Raw genomic sequence first — 18,818 nt, 5'->3', positions numbered from 1 at the left:
ACAGGTTCCCGGGATGCTCCGGCGGCACCACCCAGCTCATGAGGTAGGCGATGTGCCCCACACGAGGGACCCCGAGGTACGTGCCGGTGCTCAGGCGGGCCTCCGGGCCCTCCCACTCCGCACCCGGGGCCACCAGGAAGTAGTACGCGCCCAGGGGGCTCCGCAGGTCCCGGATCACCGGTCCGCGCAGCCAGTCCCGCAGGGCCGCGGCCACCGTGGCAGGCTCCTCGCTGGCGACCGCGGCGTGCACTCGCCGAGCAGGTACGCGTACCGCGTCGAAGCGTCGCCCGAGCGGGATCATCGCGACGTAGGCGTCCGTCCACTCCCGCCGGGCCTTGCCCGGCAGCGGATGAGCCTGGGCCAGCCAGTCAGCGATCAACCGGTTCTCCCCCTGCGTCTGAGCGCTGCCGCCCGACGCTGGCACGGGGGCCGTACTCTCGCTCATGTCGACTCCTCGGTGTAGTCGGCCATGCCCCGGGGCCGGTCGCACGGTCGCCGGGGTCCTCTGTGCCATCGAAGTCCCTTCGCTGGTAAGAGCGGAGGAGCCATCAAGGGGCCAGCTAGGGGCCAGTTGCGCCGGTAGCGTGATGGTGAGGAGGCCCCTGCATGGACGAGGTGATGGCGGCACGGAGCGCGTTCGGCGCGCACCTGGCCGCGCTGCGTAAGCGCGAAAGGCTGACCCAGACCCAGCTCGCCGCGCGGCTGTGCACGGTGAGCGGCACGGCCACAGTGACCCGCAACGATGTCTCCCGGTGGGAGCGGGGCAAGCGTGTGCCTGACGCCTGGCTCCCGTCGCTGGCCACCGCCTTATCCGTGCCGCTGGAGGAGTTGGAAAGGGCCGCTTCGCAGGCTCGGGGCGAGGTACCGGAACTGCCACAAGATGACCATCCGCACGCTGTAGTTCAGCAGCGGGCCGGGTGGTTGCTCGCTCACGACTCCGCGCACGGTGGCGACCATGTGGCCGATGCAGCCGTACAGGTGTGGCACGCCGAGCGAGCAGTGATCACTGGCGACAGTAAGGCTCATCTTGCCGTGGTCTCCGAGGTCGCCGAGATCGCCGGATGGCTGCTCTTCGACGCGGCCCGGCCGGAGGAAGCGCGCGCTGCCTGGCTGGAGTCCCTGCACCTTGCCCGTGAGGCCGGGGACCAGACCATGCAGTGGTTCGCGATGAGCCTGCTGGCCATGGAAGCCGTCCAGAGCGGGCGCGTGGGCGAGGCCCTGTCTCTCTGCGAAGAGATCATGAGCCGCACCGTGCCGCCGAGGGTAGCGCTCCTGGCTGAAGTGCGACGGAGCCGGGCGCTCGCCGCCGCCAGTGACCGCACTCGGGCCCTCCAGGCGATCGGGAGGGCCCGCAGCCGTCTGGAAGACTCGCTCCACTCTCGGGATCCACACTGGTCGTGGTGGGTGGACGGCTTGGAAGTCACCGGACACGAGGGCGAAGTGGCGCTGCTCCTCGGGGATCCCGCTCGCGCGCTACCCCACTTCGGGCAGACCGTCGTGCTGCAGAAGTCGGTCAATCCGACGGGCCGGGGCGCTCTGTACTTCGCCGTCGCTGAGTTGGACGCGCTCGTGCGGCTCGGCGCATGGCGAGACGCCGAAGCACCGTTGCTCCGCCTGAAGCCGCTTCTGCGGACTGTCGCGTCGTCCCGCATCCGGGGGCGCCTGCGGTCCACGCTGCGCTCCATCGACCGGGATGGCCCGTCCTGGCTCGCGGACACGGCGCGCGAGGTTACTGCGGGCTAAACACCAGAGACAAGACGTAGCGATCCCTGCTGCCGAAACAACGAAAGCCCCCTCCTGCCCGACTCTCATTCCAGTGGTCGTCGCAACACCCCGGCGAGAACTGCAATCGTCGGGAGCGGCCACCGACCGCGCTCCAGCGCGTCCAGCCGCCGCTCATGCTCATCCAGAGCCTTGTCTGTCTGTTCCCCACGCTGGACCAGGGAGCGCGAGTTGCCCACGCTGCTCGGCGAACCCCACCTCCATCGTCCGACGCAACTCAGCCAACTCCAGTGCGACATCACGCGAGTCCGACCACGTCACAGCTGTCTCCGCTCCATCTCCGTGAGCACGGAGGTGCCGCCGACCTCGACCCAGCCGTGCACATGGCAGATCGCTGCGAATACGCGTACGACGGCATCGACTTGGGCCTCGGTAGGGGTCGCGGCCGTTGCCGAGGTTCTCGCGCTGCTGAAACGCACCGCACCTCGTCACACCGGTGAAGATGGTCGGAAAACCCACGCCCACCCACAGCCGGGCGCAGTCGCAGTCGATCTGCCTGGCCCCCGTAGCCCTGCCCTGTTCCTCGTCTCCGCAGCTTTGAGCGAGCGCCGCTGACGCGACCCGCGGCCCTGCTGCAGGAGCCGGACGGCCGGAGCCGACCGTACGCAGTGGCAGCGCGCCGAGTGGCGAGTAGGGCTCCATCGGCCTGGCGAGGCCGGTTGGTTGGGCGGGCTCTCTGGTCGGCGTTGCCTCCGGCGAAGACCGAATGTATCGTTTTTCGATAACATCGTTTTTCGATAACGGGGTGGTGGCCATGGCCGATGACCGCAAGTTGCTGGAGCCTCTCTTCAGTGCGGTGTCAGTGATCCTTCGCGTGGTGCTCGGCGTGGTGGTGGCGGGCTTCATCCTGAGCCTGTTCGTCGACGGCATCCATGTCGGCTGGATCGGAGGCGATGTGTGCCTCACCGCGGACGGGATATCCGGCAGCTCAAGCGGTACCGACGCCATGTTCGGTGCGCGTGAGGGGGTTGCCGTCGGCACGACCCCCCAGTACTGCACCTCGGACCCCTCAGTCAGCCAGCAGCTCTTCGAGGTCCTGCGTAACCTGCCGTCATTCATCTTGATGATCGGCGGGCTTCTGCTGCTCAACAGGCTGCTCAGGGGGGCGGCCCGGGACGGGGTCTACACCGCGCAGACCGCATCCCGGCTCCGGGTGCTCGGTTGGTGGCTGCTGGCCGGCAGCCTGGTCGCCGAAGTCACGCAGGCCATCGCCAAGGCAGCCCTGCTCGCGACGCTCGTCGAGGAGGACAAGGCCGAGTTCGTCGGCAACATGTGGGAGATCCCCTTCCTCTCCATCTTCACCGCGCTGGGCCTCTTCACCTTCGCCCGCATCGTGCACGCGGGTGTCGCGATGCGCGAGGACATCGAGGCCACCATCTGATGACCGATGAGGCGACGCCGGAAGGCCACGCCATTGAGGTGCGTCTCGACCAGCTCCTCGCAGAACGAGGAATGACTCTCACCGAGCTGGCTGCCCGCGTTGGCGTGACCAACGTAAATCTCTCCATCCTCAAGAACGGCCGGGCCAAGGCCATCCGCTTCACCACCCTCACCCGCATCTGCGAGGTACTGGACTGCCAGCCGGGCGATCTCCTCAGCCACCATCCGGGCCATGACTGACAGTCCGGACTACGAGTGCTCCCGGAGCGCGCCCATCTCGCAGAGCGTTACCGGTCTCGGGATACGGCACCGCTCAGGAGCCGTCTCGCAGCCCCGCCAGGGCCCGGAGTTCGGCAGCGACAAGGCCTTCGGCGCAGTTCGTTCCTCCCATGCGGTCAGGTGGATGGCTCCGGCCCTGCAGCCTGACGCCCTGCGTCTGCCCGAGGGCGGTCGCATCCTCGGCAAGGTCGTCACCGTGCTCCGCTCCCTGTAGGCGACGCGCTCCGCGCCCCCGGCCATCCCGCTGCCCGCGCCGGAAATCGCTGTGCGGTTCGCGACATGGAGCGTCTAGAGTCGCGGTCATGGGGAGGGGAACTTCGCAGGTGAGGAACGCAAGAGGGGTGGCCGCCGCGACGGCCGTCGGCATGGCTGTGCTCACGGTGGCGGGTTGCGGATCGGAGGCTAAGTCCACGGAGGGCACGAGCACGGGCACCTTCCGGCCGCAGTGGTACGCGGGTGTCGAGGAGCTCCCGGAGAAGCTGGCCGCGGACGGCACGACAATCGTGGTGGGCGATCCGGCCGCGGCGACCACGGTCCGGCTGTACGAGGACCCGCGCTGCCCGGTCGTCGAGGAGTTCGAGGCCACCGGCGCCCCGGCGCTGCGGGAGACGACGCTGCGCCGCGAGACCAAGGCCGCCTACACCCTCGCCTCGTTCCGCGACGACCGCGTGGGAGGCGACGGCTCGAAGCGGGCCGTCAACGCCCTGCGCGCGGCCCTGGATGCGGGCAAGTTCACCGAGTACCACACGGTGCTCTTCGCGCACATGACCAAGACCGAACTCACCGGCGGCTACACCACCGCCTCCCTGCTGAAACTGGCCGGCCAGGTCAAGGGGCTGCGGAGCAAGACCTTCGACACGGCCGTGAAGACGATGAAGTACCAGGACTTCGTCGCCGCGTCGGCGAGGACGTACGAGGCAGCCGGCGGGGACGACCCGCGCGGGCCCGGCACCCCCACGGTCGACATCAACGACACCCGGATCACCAGCGACGGTGAGCACTACGGCCTGCTCTTCGAGCAGACGACGTTCCGCGAGCTGCTGAACTCGGCCCACAGCCAGCCCCAGACCGGGTGACACAGGGTGGGCCCCGCCTGGCGCGCAGGACAGCCCAGGCCGCACAGGCGCCGCCAAGTACCCGGCCTGGAGGCCACCGAGGCCCACCTGACCGCCGCCCGCCACCGCGACCGCTACACCCGCGCGGCCTGCCCCCCAAGGTGAGCACCACCGGCCAGCACCCACCCCGAGCGCACTCAGCTCCGCACCGCGGGCCCTCGGTTGGCGCTGGAGCAGGTCCTCGCCGTCCTCAACAGCAGCGGCCGCTCGCGCGCGGCGTGCGCGGCCTTCTCGGGTGCGGTGGGCGAGGTGAGGTGTCGCCCTCGGGCATCAGGCCGGGGTTCTGTCACCGGTGGAGCGGTGGGTACGCCGCGCCCATGTGCCGGCGTCTGCGCACACTCCATCGCTTCAGGCTGCGGCCGGGCCCCGGGCGGAGCCTGCTCGACGGAATGCTCCTGGGTGCCGCCGGGCCGCGCGCGTGGTGTCCTGTGCGGCGTGGGCAAAGCCCTCACTGGCACCGGCCCTGGGCCCGGCAGCTAGTCGTCGGCCACGGCGCACGCGCGTAGCGTGGCTCCCTCTTCTTCCCCGGGCGGGGCCGGGCACGGGAGGTCGGTGCTGGTGCTGACCGGCCTGTCCGACGTACTGCTGCCCGGATCCGCGGCCCCGCCGTCCTCACCGCTCTCGAGACCGAGGGTGAGGAGGCCTCCTGCGATCACGAGGGCGCCCCACACCGCGACGCTCCACCGCCACACCCGACGCCGCACCTGCCGCCTCCCGGTGGTTCCCGGACTGGGTCCGCCAGACAGTCTGGCAGAGCCATCGGGCACCGGCGAGGCCCTCCCGGCGGGCGCCGGGCGGCGTGAGCACCCGCGATCGTTCTGGTCCCTCCGCCTCGCCGGTGAGTGAGGCCGAACGCGTACCGTGCTGGCCCAGCGCAACGGCCTGGCAGAGGACTCGCTGTGGTTGGCCGTCCGGGACGTGTCCCGGGGCTTCTCGCTGTCCTGGCCCCTGACAGGCGATCAGGCCGAGCAGGTGCTGGCGGAACTGCTGGGCCAGCTGTGCGGCGTCCTGCCGCCGCCGGTGGGAAGCGAGCGGGCGGGCTGCGGGCGGCGCTACGTGTGCCTGGCCGAGGTCACCGGCCACCACCGGCGCGGCGACACCCGCCGGATTCTCGAGCGCCTCCAGCCCGCCGGGATCGCCCTGGCCCGCCCGGCGTTCGGTGGCGGGCTCTGTGAACCGCGCTCCGGGCAGAGGTGGAGTGCCCGCCCCTCGACGGCGGCGGAACTGGGCGGCACACCGTCGTGGTCCTGGTGGTCTGCGGTGCGCGCGGCCGGGCCCCGCCGCTCTCTCGGGTGCCCGCCCTCTATGCCGGACACTGCTGGCCACGCTGCACGCGCGCATCGTAGAGCCGTGCACATCCCCTGCCGCAGCCCGCGCCGCTCGGCACAGAGGGGGATGCGAGGGCTTGGGCCGAGCGCCTACCACCCCTCATGCGACACCCGCGCCGGTGCGCCGATGTCGCGCCCGCTCGCTCCGCTGAATGAGCTGGATGCCGTCGACGGCGTAGGCGCGGCCGTCGCCGACCCAGCGGACGGCGGTGGACCGGCCCGGCTCCACGCGAGCGTAGACCGCGCACGCCTGCGGCGGGGCGTCGTAGGCGTGGGTCATCTGTCCGGCGGTGGTCAGCGCGGCCAGCCCGCCCATGGTCATGCCGGTGGGGGTGATCACCGCTGGTGTCACCTGAGCGTAGCGGACGACCGCCTTGTCGTGGCCTGCTCCGTCGGTGCACGGCGGCCCAGTGCCCGGCCGCCGCACCGCCGCCCTACCGTGGTCATCTTTCACGTGTGTCGCGCGGCGGCAGGGGGTGGCCCAGCCCCGAGAGCGGCCAGTCCCCAGGGGCGTATCCAGGCGGCCCCGAGCCCCGCACGCGGGTGAACGAGCCGCGCAGGCAGGGCGTTGCCGTCTCGGCGGCCCCGTCTCGGCGGCCCCGTCTCGGCGGCCCCGTCTCGGCACTCCGGCGATGCCGTGTTCAGCGCGCCTCGGGTGTGAGGACGGCGAGGTGCGGTCCAGCGGCTCGCAGCTCGCGCAGCAGGGCCTTCTTCGTGCGATGCAGATCGAGGAAGCAGGCGTAGCGTGCGGTGAAGGTGTCCAGGTTCTTCTGCTGGTCGGCGAGGGCCGCCAGGTCGGACAGCAGCCGGACGACCTCGGCGTAGTGCCGGGTTCCCCGCTGCGTGAGCAGGTCACCCACGCGGGTCCAGGCAGCCTCCGGGTCGTGCCGCAGGGCTTTCAGGCGTTGCTGCTGCGCCTGTTGGGCCGCGCGGGCCGCCCGCTGGCGTTCCACGGCCTGGCAGCGTTCGGCTTCGGCGATGCGCGCGGCCCGGTCGGCGGAGACCTGGGCGCGCAGCGCGGCGACTGTGCGCGCCGGACCCGGGCTGCTGGCCGGGGCGGTCCTCGTGTCGTGGAAGCGGTGGCGGAGCTGGGCGAGGACCTGCGGGTCGCCGTCGTGGAGCAGGCGGGCCAGCGCGGTGTCCTTGTCGGCCGCGTCCAGGGTGGCGAGCCAGGTCCGGTACTCGGCGGGCGTTGGACGGGGAGGGCTCTTGGGTGAGCGGGTAGCCGCGGCCGCGATGAGGTCGGGGTCGATGCGCAGGAACGCGGCCAGGTCAGCCAGGGGCTCGGGCAGATCGGCCAGGCCCGGTGGCACCGCAGGCTCCAGGTCGGTGCTGTCGAGTTCGCCCTCGTTCAGGTTCAGCAGCCAGGCCAGGTAGAGCGGACGCCGGTCGCCCTCGGCGAGCAAGTGGCGGGCACGGGTGATGGAGGGCAGCCACCGCTCACTCCCCTCCTCCGGGTCGTCATCATCGCCGAAGAGCTCGTGGAAGTCCTCACCGCCGTCCTCACCGCCGTCCTCGCGGTCGGAGCGCAGCGTGAGGACGACGTAGCGACCGGCCTGTCGGCATGCCGCTGAGGGCCCGGCGCAGTAGCCCACGACGCTCGCCAGGGGCAAGGCGCTGGCGGGCCAGCGCAGGATGACTTCGCGGGTGCCCCAGTTGGCGAAGTAGAGGTAGGCGTCGTAGTGGCTCTCGATCAGACGGTGGGGGTCGCCCTTGAAGTTGCCCCAGCTGTAGGTGTTGACCAGGCTGTGGCGAGTCAGGCGGGCCCGCGTGGTCAGCGCGCGGACCTGTGCGAGCTGCGCGTCGCTCAGTGGCGCGTCCACCGCGAACTGCACGTGCTGGTACTCCGACATGCCCCAGCCCTCTCCTGCTTACCCGGCTTTGCCCCGCTCTTCAGTCATACCAGCGAGCAGACCCCGCACGCCGGGAACCAGCTGTGCTACACCCGGGCCAGCGTCTGTCCGCCGGTGTCCCGGCGCGCTCGGGCACCGGCCGTACGGGGAGAGCAGCTGCTGTTGCCGGGACTCTCCCCTCGCACCGGGTCGGGCGGCTGCCGGGAGGGATTGGCGCACGAGACCACGAGCCAGGTCGACGACGGGAGGGACGCCACGGTCCGCGGCTGGTAGGCGCCCACCGCGTCACACCCACAACCCCACATCCACGCATGCGTTGACATCGGTGACACACGCCTGAGGTCCAACCGCTGTCGGACAGCCGCACGGCTGACACACGGTCTGTTGAGGGTGGAGTGGCCCGCGACCGCCGCGGACCACGTCCTCTCCTCTTGCGGAGGTTTCCCCTCGTGTCACCCATGACCGTTACCCGTGCCGGCCGCCTTGTCGGCCGGCACGGGTACCGCCGCATTCTCGCGCTGTCAGCCGTGCTCGCCGGGCTTCAGGCGAGCTCCGGCGTCGCCAGCGCGCGCGACACCGAACCGTCCGGCCAGGCAGCGCTCGACTGGAAGCTCTGCTCGGCCGTGGCCAAGGACTGGCCGGTCGCGGGCGATGCCCGCACCGAGTGTGCCGAGTTGCGCGTGCCCATGGATTACGACGACCCCGACGGTCGCAAGATCACCATCGCGGTCAGTCGCCTCAAGGCCACCGACCCCGAGAAGGCGGGCCGGACGCCTCTGGTGTCCATCCTGGGCGGGCCAGGATTCGCCAACATCGCCGATGTGACGTCGACGGCGCGGTACGGGCTCGGCCCGCTCAACGGCGAACGTGACTTCATCGGTCTCGACCTGCGCGGCTCGGGATACAGCGAGCACATCAGATGCGACGTGAAGCCGCTTCGGCACACGGCGTTGGACGCGCCGCAGAGGGAGGTCGCGAAGGCGGAGTTCGACCAGCAGGCCGAGTTGAACAAGCGCTGTACGCAGGCCGATCCGGAGTTCGCGCGGCAGATCACTCCGGAAAATGCCGCCCGGGACATCGACCGGCTCCGAACCGCCTTGGGGGCGGAGAAGGTGAACTTCTACGGCACCTCGTTCACCACCGCCGTCGGCATGGCCTACCGTTCCCTGTTCGATGCCCGTACGGAACGCATGTGGCTCGACTCGATCGTTCCTCCCACGCGTCACTGGCCCACGATGGACGCCGACAGCGAGGCCGTCGGCAAGAAGGGCATCGATTCCTACATCAGGTGGCTGGCCCAGCGTGACGCCGACTACCACCTGGGAGCCGACAAGGCCACCGTACGCAAACGGCTCGGCGCCCTGCGCGGCGAGCTGGAGGGCAAGCCCCGTGTCATCGGCCAGAGGCGCTTGGACGGTGACTGGGTGCTCGAGCAGCTGGTGCTGGAGCGAGATGAGTGGGACACCGGGGCCAGGAACCTCGTCGCGGCCCTCAAGGGCACGACGCCCCCCAGGCTTCCCGACCCGCCGGAGCCGCCGGAACCCACGGATCCGGGACCCAAGCCGCCGCGCTTCGGACTGAGCAACCCGCGCAGCCCCTTCAACCCGGTCGAGTACAACGCGATGTTCTGCAACACGAACCCCAGGAGCCGCACCTTCGATGAGGTGTGGGCGGCCCGGGAGGCGCGCCGGGCGGCCGACCCCGCGGCGGGCGGGTCCGCGCTCAGCCTCTGGTGCGCGGACTGGCCCCTCGACGCTCAGGCCTCCCCTCCCCGACGCGGCGCCAGCGCCCTTCAGTTGTCCGGTCACCTCTACGAGTACGTCACTCCCTACGCCTGGGCCGAGCAGGCCCGTGACGCCACCGGAGGAACCCTGCTCACCATCCTGGACGATGCCCACTCCTCCCTGCCCCGCACTCCCTGCGCGGCGAAGGCCGTCACCTTCTTCCGCACCGGACGAACGGCGGACGGAACCTGCCCCGGCGTCAAAGAAGCCCCGGCTCCACAAGGAGCGCCCCAGGCCAGGTCGGCGGACCCGTCGCGCCGCTGATCCCCTACTCGATCGATCCGGACGGCGGGCCTCCGTGCAGCAGCGCGCGCCCCAGGGGGGTCAGGGCGTGGCGCACCCCCGGGCCCTCCCGTCGCGTGGTGAGCAGGCCCGCGGCCCGTAGGACCGAGGCGTGGTGGCTGGCGGTGGCCGCGGAGGTGCCGGTGCGCCGGGCCAGTTCGGCGGTGCCCGCGGGGCTCCGCGCGGCATCGAGCGTACGGGCGCGGGTGGTGCCGAGCAGGGCCGTCAGTCCCTCGCCGGCCGCCGTCGTGCCCGCCGTCACCACGGTGGCGCAGTCGATCAGGGAGTGCGCGAGCGGATAGCGCAGCACGAAGGGCCGCTCGGGCTCGGCGTTGTCCACGAGTACGAGCGGCCGGGAACAGAAGAACGTCGGTACGAGCAGCAGTCCGCGGCCGCGGAGTTCGAGGTCGGTGTCCTTGGCGCAGGGCACGGTCAGCACCCCCGCGGCCCAGGAGATCTCGGGGTGCAGGGTGCGCAGCAGCCCCTCGACGCCCGCGTCGACGGTCGTCATCGCCCGCTGGGTCCGCTCGGCCTGCGCGACCGCCAGGAGCTGCGCCCAGTAGGGGGCGACGGCCAGGGCGTGGTAGGAGCGCAGTTGGCGCCGTACGAGCGCGGCCCACGCCCGGTCCCCGTGGTGCAGTTCGTGGATCCACCGCGGCGCGCCGGGCCGCAGCAGCCGGGTGGCGCGCCAGTCCGCGGACCACTGGCCCGTCGGCAGGGACCAGGTGTGGTCGAGGCTGTCGGCGAGGGTCGGGGTGGCGGCGTGGGTGAACGCCTCGGGGATGTACTCGCCCAGGCCCGCGGGGGCCAGGTCGAGCAGGAGCCGCATCTCGGGGCGCAGCGCGCGGCGCGTGCGTTCGCGCCAGCCCGACAGGCCCGCGCTCGACGGCCGGTGGTCGGGCCGCTCGGTCTGGAGAAGGGGCAGGCTCAGGATGGTCTCGGCGAGCGGGTCGGGGGCTTCGGCGAACCGCAGGCGGATCAGGTCATCGGCGGTGAAGTGGATGCGTAACACCGTCGTTTCTCCAGGGACTCGGTGGGTCGTGGAGCATGCGGAAGCAGCGGCCCGCCGAGCTTGATCGGCCGAACCGCGTGATCACGCTAGACGGACGGGACGCCGGACGGCGCACGACCAAGGTCATGTGACCGGAACCCCCGCACGGGACCGCGAAATGTCTGGATTCGATGTTCCTCGAAAGGCTTTGAGGGGCGCGCGGGGCCACCGCGAGACTTGCCCGCGAACGAGGGGAAACGCCTGGTCCGCCGCGCGGCACCGGGCGCCCCCTGCCACCATCCGCACCCGATCCAGGGAGATGACCTCGTATGAAGCGTACGAAGCGCATGAAGCGTACGAAGCTCACCGGTTCCTTCACCGTCCGCGCCGGGATCGCCGCGAGCGCCGCCCTCGCGGCCACCGCCGTCCTCGCGGGCCCGGCCCACGCCGGGGTCTCCGGCCAGTACTCGTTCCAGAACGCGGGCACCGGCAAGTGCCTCGACGTACAGGCCGGTTCCTCGGCGGACAACACCCCGCTCCAGCAGTTCAACTGCAACGGCAAGTCCCACCAGCGGTTCTCGCTCAGCTTCGAGGTGGACAACCCCACGTCCCTGCTGAGAGCCACCCACTCCAACAAGTGCATGCAGGCCTTCAGCGCGACGCCCGGCACCAGCGTCGTGCAGAGGCCCTGTGACAACGTCTCCCAGCAGCGCTGGGAGTTCATCGAACTGGGCGGCAACAAGGTCACCATCAAGAACGTCGCGAGCGGCCTGTGCCTCGACGACGGCGCGGCGCCCTCCGGCAGCCGCCGCGAGGTGCGCCAGACGGTCTGCACGGGGGCCGCGCCCCAGGTGTGGACCCGCTACTGACCCGCCCCGCGCGGGTGCGGCCGCCCCTGGCGGGGGCCGCACCCGCGTGCGGGAACGGCACCCGCGGGCTCGACACGACGCTGACCGGCTCGGCAGGTCAGGCCGCGGGCGGGATGTTGTGGTTGACGCGGAAGAGGTTGTGCCGGTCGTAGCGGCGCTTGAGGGTCGTGAGGCGTTCGTAGTCCCGCGGCCGGTAGGCGCGGCGCACCCGCGTGGCGGTCTTGTCGCGGTCGGTGAGGAAGTTCGGCTGCACGTGCCCGGTCAGCGAGGGGCCGAGGATGTCGAAGACCCGCTGCTGCCCGGCTTCGAGGGCGGCGTCCTTGCCCGGATCCGGTGCCACGTCCGCGACGAACAGGTTGAACCCGGCATCGCGCGGCCCGACCGCGTTCGGGTGCTTCGGGGCACGCGCGAGCGCACCGCCCAGGTGCCGGATCTCGACGACCATCGGGGGCCGGTCGGCATCGGGCCCCGCGGCCCGCAGCAGGCGCCGCAGCGTCGCGTCGTCCAGCGCCCGCAGCGCACCGGCGCGCTCGCGCGTACGGATCGGGCCCGCCGGATCGGCGTAGATCTTCGCGATGTCGGTGTACGGCATCTCAGCCACGCCGTCCTGGGCGGGGCGGAGGGCGCGCAGCGGGCGCAGCAGCTTCTCGCCCTCGGCCGCGTCACCGGTGAACGCGACGCGCAGCTTGGCCAGGGTCTTGCCGCGCAGCGGCTCGGGGAAGGCCGGGCTGTCGGCCGGAACGTTCACGATCACCAGCGAGGTCGTCATCCGCTCGGTGAGGTTGCGGGTGAACTTCTGGTACGCCCTGAGCAGTTCGGGCACACCGCCGATGAACAGCATGTTCCCGCCGTACAGCCGCGTGATGGGGAAGAGCGCCGTCTCGATCTCGGTGATCACGCCGAAGTTGGACTTGCCTCCCCGCACCGCCCAGAACAGGTCGGCGTCGCGGTGCGGGGTGAGCCTGCGCCGCCGCCCCTTGGCGTCGACCAGGTCGACACGGGTGACGTGGTCGGCCGCGAAGCCGACCGTACGCCCGATCACCGGGAGGCCGCCGCCGCTGGTGTACCCGGTGACGCTGACGTCCACCGCCGAACCGCTGGCGGGCGCCAGACCGTGGGCGGCCGCCGCGTCGATGAGTTCGGAGAAGACCACGCCGGGGCTCACCACGGCGGTGCGCTTGGCGGCGTCGACGCGGATGCGCTTCAGCTGGCGGGTGTTGATGAGCAGCCCGCCGTGCGCCGAGCGGGAGATGCCGTGACCGGTGGCCTGCACGGCGATCGGCACGCGATGCTGCGCGGCGATGCGCACGGCGGTGGCGATGTCATCGGCGTGGCACGGCACGACGATCGCCGCCGGGTGGTGGTCGACGACCCGGTGGTACGCGGCACGCTCCGCGTCGTACGCCGCGTCCCCGCGCACCAGCACCCGGTCGTCGGGCAGCGCGCGGCGCAACTGTGCGGCCAGCCCGCGCTCGCCCTGTATCGCGGTCGTGCTGTCCTGGGCGGACGCCGTGTCGGCGGCCACCGCACCGACGGCGACGGCGAGGGCACCGGCCCCCGCGGCCTTGAGCGCGGTACGGCGACCGGGCTGCTGCTGTGACACGTGCACCTGGTGGTTCCTTGTCTCTCGTGAACTTTCGTGCCGTACGAATACGACGACGCCGGGGGCGCCACGGAGGAAACTGGCATCGGGGGATCAACATCGGGTCAACGGTGGGTAAGCACGCGGGCGCGCGGCCACGCAAGGGAATGCGGGACACCGGCCCGCACTGGTGCCCCCGATGAGCTGCCCGGACAAGTCCCAGGCGAGCTTGGGGGTGCCGGACCAGAAAGGTCCGCGCGCGTACTGCTCGGCCATCGCCTCGGGAAGGGCGGAGGGTTTCCGGGCGGGGGCCAGGGCGGTCCATGCCTGGCCGAAAGGCGCGGTGACGGCCAGGCGTTCCTCCGCGGTGAGGGGGGCGTCGTCCTTGGCGGTGGCGGTGTAGTCCTGCCATCGGGCCGCGAGGAGCACTGAATGGGCGCAACAACACCGCGCCACTCGCCCCACCGCGGCCCCCAGGATGGCCTTGGGCGTCAGGAGTGCCGCCGGTCCAGTCCGGGTCACGGGGGCGCGGGTCGTACCCAGCCCGGCCGCCGGCGCCGAACTGCCCCAGCTCGAGTGGTTCCAAGCTCCAGTTGCGGCGGCGGAGGCGGGGGTGGAGGCGGAGGGGACTGAGGAGACACCCCGTCAGGCCGCCCGTCAGTGACTGCGCACCGCGGCGCGCGTTCGACCACACCGGAATCACCCCACGCCAGATGTGGAGCGACCGCGTACTGGGCGAGGCTCGACAAACCGCCGACCCGATACACCTGATGGACCTGTCCGGCATCCATCCCGGCACCGCCGTCCGCTACGTCCACACCGCGCACCCCGACAAGGCGCTGCCCCGGATCCACTGAGCCGGGCGGCGCTTTCGCATGGCCGTGTGCGCGCAGCCTTGCTTCCTCGGGAAGCCAGCGACAGTGGCGCGAGCGCAACAGCTACCGGCTAAAGATCCGCAATCCAGGGATGTTCCGGGTGGACGCGGTCGAGTAGCTCGGCCAGGGTCTCGCGCTGAGCTGGGGACATGTGAGGGAGGGACGCGTCGAAGTCTGATTGGTCTTTACTGCGGGCGTGCTTGGCCTTGAACAGCAGGACCAGTTCGGGCGCCAGATACGGGATGCCGTCCGGGGTGTGGTGGATGATGTCGCTGTAGGGAAGCCGGATCTTCTCATCGCGGCGGCAGATCCAGGTGTCGCCGTCGTGCGGTTCGCGGAATACGTCGAGCAGGTAGTTTCCGGTGCCCGGATCGCGGACCCATGTCTGGTGCACTGCGGCCAATGCCTCCGGTGTGGCGTCCTCCCAGACCCGACCACTGCCGACAGCGTCCAAGGCGTATCCCGGAAAACGGTGGCGGACCTCGGGAAAGCTCGCGGCCGGAATCGCGATCTCGATGTCTCCATGAGCGCGCGTCTGCCTGCCGCGGAACAGGTCCAGCGCCCAGCCCGCGGCCACGTACCAGGGCGTGCCGATCCCGGCCAGCCGCTGCGCAACCTCACTCGGGGTCCAGCATGAAGACCACCTGGCGTCGAGGGCCTCGATCTCGCTGGGTGACAGTTCGATGCCGCCGCTGGGCAGTTGCTCGTTCACCGCAGGAATCTATCAGCGGTCTCGAAAGGAACCCCAGGCCACGATCCATGAAGCAGGCCAGCGGACCTGGAGCCGTAGACGGTGCGTGCCTCTAACCCGCGCGCGATACCGTCGGGGGACACCGGCCAACGCGCGAGTTCCCCTTTCTGAGGGACCTGGATTCCGCGCATCTGGACGCTTCCGCATTCGATCTGCTGCGGCTGTCCGGTGCCGACGGCTCTGGGCGGCCGGATCAGCGGCGCGCGGCGGCGCTGGAGTCCGTGTTCGCTCCACAGTGGCTGTCGGCGCCGTGAACACTGTGCCCGTCGGCCACCGAGGCGAATCCCAGTGCGTGAGTGGCTGACGTGGGCGTAGGCCGGAGCGGAGTGCGTGGTGGTCAAGAGACTGCGCGATCCCTGTCGGCCTTCGGTGCGTGGCTGGCGGAGGTACAGAAACGCGCGGGACGGCGTCTACGCGTCCGTCCGCGCTCGGTACTTGCTGGTGAGCCTCACGGCGAGCAGCAACAGCACCGCGGCCAGGGCGAAGGTGCCGGCCGTGACGTTGAGCGTGGTGTAGGGGCCGTCGGCCTCGACGACGCGGCCGTTCCTCAGCAGGCAATCGAAGCCCAGGGGGAAGTAGGACGGTTCATGCCCGGCGACTTGCTCGCGTGCGCCCGGCGGGAGGGAACGGCAGGGAACGGCGGGGGAAGAATCCGAGCCCGACTCGGCCTCGTGCACGTCCCACTGGACCAGCCCCAGCCCGATCGCGTACACGAGGGCAGCCGCAGCCGCCACCATGCCCGAGCTCCACCGCAGTAAGTCCATGCCCCAGTCCGGTCTACGCCCGGGCAGGGCGACCGATATCAGCTTCACCACGACCACGACGGCCCATAAAGGTATGGCCAACATGGCGCCGATCATCAGCATCACAAACATGTTCCTGACCGCCCTCAGGTCGATCTCCCAGATTCCGTCCACAACAGGGTCGTCCCATGCCAGACGTCACGCTGCGCGCGTAGGTTCCCGCGCCACATACTCGCCCTGACGGATCAAAGAGCCCATCAGGAGCGTGTGGAGCGCACTTCCAGCGGCCCCCTGGTCCCGGGGTGGACAAAGACATTGCGGGCCGAGTCGACTCGATGGAGCCAGCGCACCCGGACCGTCCCCCTCGGCCAGGTCCTGCGTCTCGTCGAACGCGCCACCGCCCTCGCTGAGCAGGGACCTGAAGATCGGCTAGATTCTCGCTGGCGTTCCCGGGCGAAGCGACATGCGAACGTCGGCCGCAGGTGGACCCAGCGCCCGTCGGGCATTCGCCTCCACATCTCCGCGGTTCGCCCGTGCGGACTTTCGTGCGCTGGCCTTCGGCGGTGGCCGCGAACTCGGCGAGGCCCTGGACGCCTTCGTCCGCACCGGAACCGGCGACCCCGCGGCCTGCCGCCCAACGGCGAGCCGTGCCGGAACCTTGCGCCCTCCCTCCACCAAGGGACCGGGGCGGGAGGAGATGCCGGTCACCTGGCCCGCGGGCTGCCCTCGTATCCTCCGCGTATGACTGACGTTGCCTTCGAGTGTCGTTGCGTCCTGTGCCACGACTACGGTGATCGTGATGAGGCAGACCGGGTGGAGCTGACGATCGCCGGGAATGTGCGGCAGCACGGTTGACACGTCGTCATGGTCCCCGAGGACGAGATCGGTCCGGGTTTCGCGTACACCATCGGCCTGTCACACACGCACGGTGCGCCTGAGCTGGCGATGTTCGGACTCGATGTGGGGGTCATGCACCGCATGCTCAACACACTCGGGGACAAGGCCGCTTCCCGCGCCGTGCTGGGCGCGGGCCAAGCGCATCAGGACGTGGCCGATGACTGCCAAGTCGTGCTCAAGGACGTCGACCCGCGCTGGTACCGGATCTTCTTCAGGCGGGCCATCGGGTTCTACCGGCGGCCCCCGTTCCCTGTGCTGCAAGTCGCGTGGCCCGACGCGGCGGGCCGTTTCCACGGGGACAGGCAGGCGATGGGGAGGCATCGGGAGTCGCAGCCTCAACTGTGGCTGCGGCCGGACCAGCACCCCGTCGAGATCTGGACGAGCGAGCTCTGATCCCCGGCGGTCGGAACGGGAGGCGCTGACCGTGTCGGCCTGGGTGGTGGGCTGCGTCAGCCATCGTGAACTCACTCCGCTCCTGCGCCCTCGCATGTCTTTCGACCTGCCCGGCACAGGAGGTGTCGTACGGGGCTACTTCGCGACCTTGCTGATGCGCCAGCCGATCATGCCGACGGCGCCGGACCGCGCAACCGTGTTGATCTCCATCTCTTCGCGCGATCCTGAGATGCGCTGGGTGACCGGGACGCCATCACAGTCCAGGGTGCGGCGCATCGGCTTTCTCCCGCCGATGGCGAGGCTGGCCTTCCCCTTCCCGGCGCAGGCGACCACCACCTCGTACTCCGTTCCCCGGGTCAGGTCTGGCTGTGCGTGGATTCCGTCCCTGACGCTTTCCAGACCGGACTCGACGAACGAGAGGTCGTTGTCGTCGATCGTCTCCGTGCGCAGAGCTTCCTGCACACGCTTGGCGAGCTGCGGGTCGTCGTGGTCCGGTGCCCGGTTGGCAGGCGCGGGGCGGGATTTCCGGTCCGGTGCGTCCGACCCGGCTGAATTGCTGGTGCAGCCGGTCACAAGGGTCAGGGACAGGGCGGCGCAGAGTGCCCAGGTGCAGCCCGCGGCGGGTATGCGGGTACGCCGCGTCGATGCGCTGAGCATGGTTCCCCCTCTTTCCCTTTCACCTGTTCAGGCGGGTCAGAGAGAACATATAGCTACCCACTGATGTCAGTCGATCACGGGGCGGGACCTCTGAGGGGTGGTGGGGCCGGCGGTTGGGGGACGGTCGACGACGCCCGGGCGGGACACCTTGAGTGTCATGCGGCTTGAGAGAGGGTGGATGGCGGCGCCAGCATCCCGGTGCGATCATGGATTCAGCACCTCCGGCCGCAGCACCTCCGGCCGAAGCGCCTGACGGGCGGGCCGTGACGCTCCGGCCGGCCGACGGAAGAAGGTGGCAGCCATGGGCCAATCGACCCTGCCCCCGCGCCGTGCGCGCACGGCCGCCGAGCACAAGGATCTCTCCCGGATCGTTCTCTTCTACGCGCTGTCCCTGAGCGTGCTGTTGATCGCGATCGCCGCGCTGATCATGGGCATTGCCTGGACGGATCTGGTCGACAACTCCCGGCGCTACTGACCGCGCGGGCGGACGGCTCCGGTGCGCGAGGGCTCTGGGAGACGCCGCGTGGCGAGTCCGCGTGCCGCCTGGGCGAGGCGTCTCAACTGCCCGCGCGGACCCGCATTCGGACTGCGGGAGGACTGTGCCGTCCTCGCCGAGCGGTGAGTCGCCGAGTCCGGCTCTCGACCAGTAGACCGCGGTCGACGCCCGTGGGGTGCCGTCGGGGACGGTGACGAAGAACTCCGAGTCGTAGCGCTGCCCGCCCGCTGTCCTGCCTTCGATCTGCAATACCCTGCCGCCGACGGAGTCCGGGGTGTCCGGGACCACCGCGGAGCGCAGCACGCGGGGTTTGGGCCCCGGCTCCAGGCCGCAGGTAGGCGAATCCCCCGCAGAAATGAGTGGCGGTCAGATTCGCCGCACGGACGACGACTTCATCCAGCACCTTCGTCGCCTGCTGTTCGCTGACGGCCGTGTGCGGCCCGCGGACCGGGGTTTCGCTGCCGCCGGAGCACGCGCTGACCGCCAGCAGAACAGGCACGTACAGAAGAGCGAGTCGCGCGGGTGATCGTGGTCCGCGTGGTCGCAGACGGCTGCCTTACAGAGGGTCAGGGGCAAGGAAGAGAGGGCTGTCGCCGGTACCGCTGCGGGCCGGGCCCCAGGGCGGCGGCACGCTGGCTCGCGCCCGCCGAGCGCGAGTCCATGATCAGCGTCTTTGACATGCCTACCCGTTCATGACACCTACGGCTGGAACCGGCACGGTCACCACCAGTACGCGGTGTGTCACCGGAGCACACCATGGC

General features: G+C 70.7%; 18 protein-coding genes. 10 read left to right on the top strand and 8 right to left on the bottom strand.

Annotation, left to right across the window (positions count from 1 at the left end):
* Positions 1–445: hypothetical protein (locus IG74_RS48310; protein ID WP_051856287.1), on the bottom strand; the 445-nt coding region annotated here is incomplete at its 3' end.
* 161 nt (positions 446–606) lie between these two features.
* Here IG74_RS48310 and IG74_RS0138330 point away from each other — a divergent pair.
* The 5 genes from IG74_RS0138330 (at position 607) to IG74_RS0138305 (ending at position 4,517) form a co-directional block, all read left to right on the top strand.
* The gene (locus IG74_RS0138330) at positions 607–1,743 is read left to right on the top strand and encodes a helix-turn-helix domain-containing protein (RefSeq protein ID WP_051856284.1); all 1,137 of its coding nucleotides are present in this window, start codon (positions 607–609) and stop codon (positions 1,741–1,743) included.
* A gap of 793 nt (positions 1,744–2,536) precedes the next feature.
* Entirely contained in the window at positions 2,537–3,163 is a 627-nt protein-coding gene (locus IG74_RS0138320; RefSeq protein WP_030686956.1) for a DUF2975 domain-containing protein, read from the top strand.
* The gene (locus IG74_RS0138315; RefSeq protein ID WP_030686953.1) at positions 3,163–3,402 is read left to right on the top strand and encodes a helix-turn-helix domain-containing protein; all 240 of its coding nucleotides are present in this window, start codon (positions 3,163–3,165) and stop codon (positions 3,400–3,402) included. The genes IG74_RS0138320 and IG74_RS0138315 overlap by 1 nt, the downstream gene beginning before the upstream one ends.
* A complete protein-coding gene (locus IG74_RS52435) occupies positions 3,395–3,655 on the top strand; it encodes a hypothetical protein (protein WP_158857948.1) in 261 nt (86 codons plus the stop codon). Before IG74_RS0138315 ends, IG74_RS52435 begins: the two co-directional genes overlap by 8 nt.
* Positions 3,656–3,764: 109 nt before the next feature.
* Positions 3,765–4,517 (top strand): DsbA family protein, encoded by a 753-nt coding sequence (locus IG74_RS0138305; RefSeq protein ID WP_030686951.1) that lies wholly within the window; start codon positions 3,765–3,767, stop codon positions 4,515–4,517.
* A 1,467-nt stretch (positions 4,518–5,984) separates the two neighbouring features.
* On the opposite strand, the gene IG74_RS0138295 is transcribed toward IG74_RS0138305, so the two are convergent.
* Together IG74_RS0138295 and IG74_RS0138290 are read right to left on the bottom strand one after the other, a co-directional pair.
* Entirely contained in the window at positions 5,985–6,224 is a 240-nt protein-coding gene (locus IG74_RS0138295) for a hypothetical protein (protein ID WP_234334585.1), read from the bottom strand.
* A gap of 301 nt (positions 6,225–6,525) precedes the next feature.
* Positions 6,526–7,737, bottom strand: coding sequence for a hypothetical protein (locus IG74_RS0138290; RefSeq protein WP_051856279.1), 1,212 nt, complete (start codon positions 7,735–7,737; stop codon positions 6,526–6,528).
* Between the two features lie 458 nt (positions 7,738–8,195).
* On the opposite strand from IG74_RS0138290, the gene IG74_RS0138285 reads away from it, so the two are divergent.
* Positions 8,196–9,785, top strand: a complete 1,590-nt coding sequence (locus IG74_RS0138285) for an alpha/beta fold hydrolase (RefSeq protein WP_051856277.1) — start codon at positions 8,196–8,198, stop codon at positions 9,783–9,785.
* 4 nt (positions 9,786–9,789) lie between these two features.
* Here the strand turns inward: IG74_RS0138285 and IG74_RS0138280 are convergent, their stop codons facing one another.
* Complete coding sequence (locus tag IG74_RS0138280) at positions 9,790–10,815, bottom strand: ArsR/SmtB family transcription factor (protein WP_030686946.1); 1,026 nt, start codon at positions 10,813–10,815, stop codon at positions 9,790–9,792.
* 308 nt (positions 10,816–11,123) lie between these two features.
* Between IG74_RS0138280 and IG74_RS0138275 the strand changes: the two genes are divergently transcribed.
* A complete protein-coding gene (locus IG74_RS0138275) occupies positions 11,124–11,663 on the top strand; it encodes an RICIN domain-containing protein (protein WP_030686944.1) in 540 nt (179 codons plus the stop codon).
* 97 nt (positions 11,664–11,760) lie between these two features.
* Here the strand turns inward: IG74_RS0138275 and IG74_RS0138270 are convergent, their stop codons facing one another.
* On the bottom strand, positions 11,761–13,272 hold the full coding sequence (locus IG74_RS0138270) for an FAD-binding oxidoreductase (protein WP_051856275.1): 1,512 nt from the start codon (positions 13,270–13,272) through the stop codon (positions 11,761–11,763).
* Positions 13,273–13,958: 686 nt separating this feature from the next.
* On the opposite strand from IG74_RS0138270, the gene IG74_RS52930 reads away from it, so the two are divergent.
* On the top strand, positions 13,959–14,102 hold the full coding sequence (locus IG74_RS52930) for a hypothetical protein (RefSeq protein ID WP_199818950.1): 144 nt from the start codon (positions 13,959–13,961) through the stop codon (positions 14,100–14,102).
* A gap of 88 nt (positions 14,103–14,190) precedes the next feature.
* On the opposite strand, the gene IG74_RS0138255 is transcribed toward IG74_RS52930, so the two are convergent.
* On the bottom strand, positions 14,191–14,832 hold the full coding sequence (locus IG74_RS0138255) for a nucleotidyltransferase domain-containing protein (protein WP_030686940.1): 642 nt from the start codon (positions 14,830–14,832) through the stop codon (positions 14,191–14,193).
* 449 nt (positions 14,833–15,281) lie between these two features.
* Entirely contained in the window at positions 15,282–15,788 is a 507-nt protein-coding gene (locus IG74_RS46635) for a hypothetical protein (RefSeq protein ID WP_051856274.1), read from the bottom strand.
* Positions 15,789–16,478: 690 nt separating this feature from the next.
* On the opposite strand from IG74_RS46635, the gene IG74_RS46630 reads away from it, so the two are divergent.
* Entirely contained in the window at positions 16,479–16,904 is a 426-nt protein-coding gene (locus IG74_RS46630) for a DUF4262 domain-containing protein (protein ID WP_234334584.1), read from the top strand.
* A 135-nt stretch (positions 16,905–17,039) separates the two neighbouring features.
* On the opposite strand, the gene IG74_RS48305 is transcribed toward IG74_RS46630, so the two are convergent.
* A complete protein-coding gene (locus IG74_RS48305) occupies positions 17,040–17,561 on the bottom strand; it encodes a hypothetical protein (protein ID WP_051856271.1) in 522 nt (173 codons plus the stop codon).
* Positions 17,562–17,862: 301 nt separating this feature from the next.
* On the opposite strand from IG74_RS48305, the gene IG74_RS52430 reads away from it, so the two are divergent.
* Positions 17,863–18,036: a hypothetical protein gene (locus IG74_RS52430; protein WP_158857946.1), complete on the top strand. Its 174-nt coding sequence runs from the start codon at positions 17,863–17,865 to the stop codon at positions 18,034–18,036.
* Positions 18,037–18,818: the final 782 nt, after the last annotated feature.

The organism is Streptomyces sp. NRRL B-1347 (assembly GCF_000720325.1).
Taxonomy (GTDB): domain Bacteria; phylum Actinomycetota; class Actinomycetes; order Streptomycetales; family Streptomycetaceae; genus Streptomyces.
This window is presented reverse-complemented; position numbering and strand designations above follow the sequence as displayed.

What these genes read in the sequence shown, in the direction of transcription:
- IG74_RS0138290 (WP_051856279.1), bottom strand. Translation starts at nt 7,737, where the DNA reads ATGTCGGAGTACCAGCACGTGCAGTTCGCGGTGGACGCGCCACTGAGC.
- IG74_RS48305 (WP_051856271.1), bottom strand. Translation starts at nt 17,561, where the DNA reads ATGCTCAGCGCATCGACGCGGCGTACCCGCATACCCGCCGCGGGCTGC.
- IG74_RS0138285 (WP_051856277.1), top strand. Translation starts at nt 8,196, where the DNA reads ATGACCGTTACCCGTGCCGGCCGCCTTGTCGGCCGGCACGGGTACCGC.
- IG74_RS0138330 (WP_051856284.1), top strand. Translation starts at nt 607, where the DNA reads ATGGACGAGGTGATGGCGGCACGGAGCGCGTTCGGCGCGCACCTGGCC.
- IG74_RS46630 (WP_234334584.1), top strand. Translation starts at nt 16,479, where the DNA reads ATGGTCCCCGAGGACGAGATCGGTCCGGGTTTCGCGTACACCATCGGC.
- IG74_RS52430 (WP_158857946.1), top strand. Translation starts at nt 17,863, where the DNA reads ATGGGCCAATCGACCCTGCCCCCGCGCCGTGCGCGCACGGCCGCCGAG.
- IG74_RS52930 (WP_199818950.1), top strand. Translation starts at nt 13,959, where the DNA reads ATGTGGAGCGACCGCGTACTGGGCGAGGCTCGACAAACCGCCGACCCG.
- IG74_RS0138315 (WP_030686953.1), top strand. Translation starts at nt 3,163, where the DNA reads ATGACCGATGAGGCGACGCCGGAAGGCCACGCCATTGAGGTGCGTCTC.
- IG74_RS0138320 (WP_030686956.1), top strand. Translation starts at nt 2,537, where the DNA reads ATGGCCGATGACCGCAAGTTGCTGGAGCCTCTCTTCAGTGCGGTGTCA.
- IG74_RS0138275 (WP_030686944.1), top strand. Translation starts at nt 11,124, where the DNA reads ATGAAGCGTACGAAGCGCATGAAGCGTACGAAGCTCACCGGTTCCTTC.
- IG74_RS52435 (WP_158857948.1), top strand. Translation starts at nt 3,395, where the DNA reads ATGACTGACAGTCCGGACTACGAGTGCTCCCGGAGCGCGCCCATCTCG.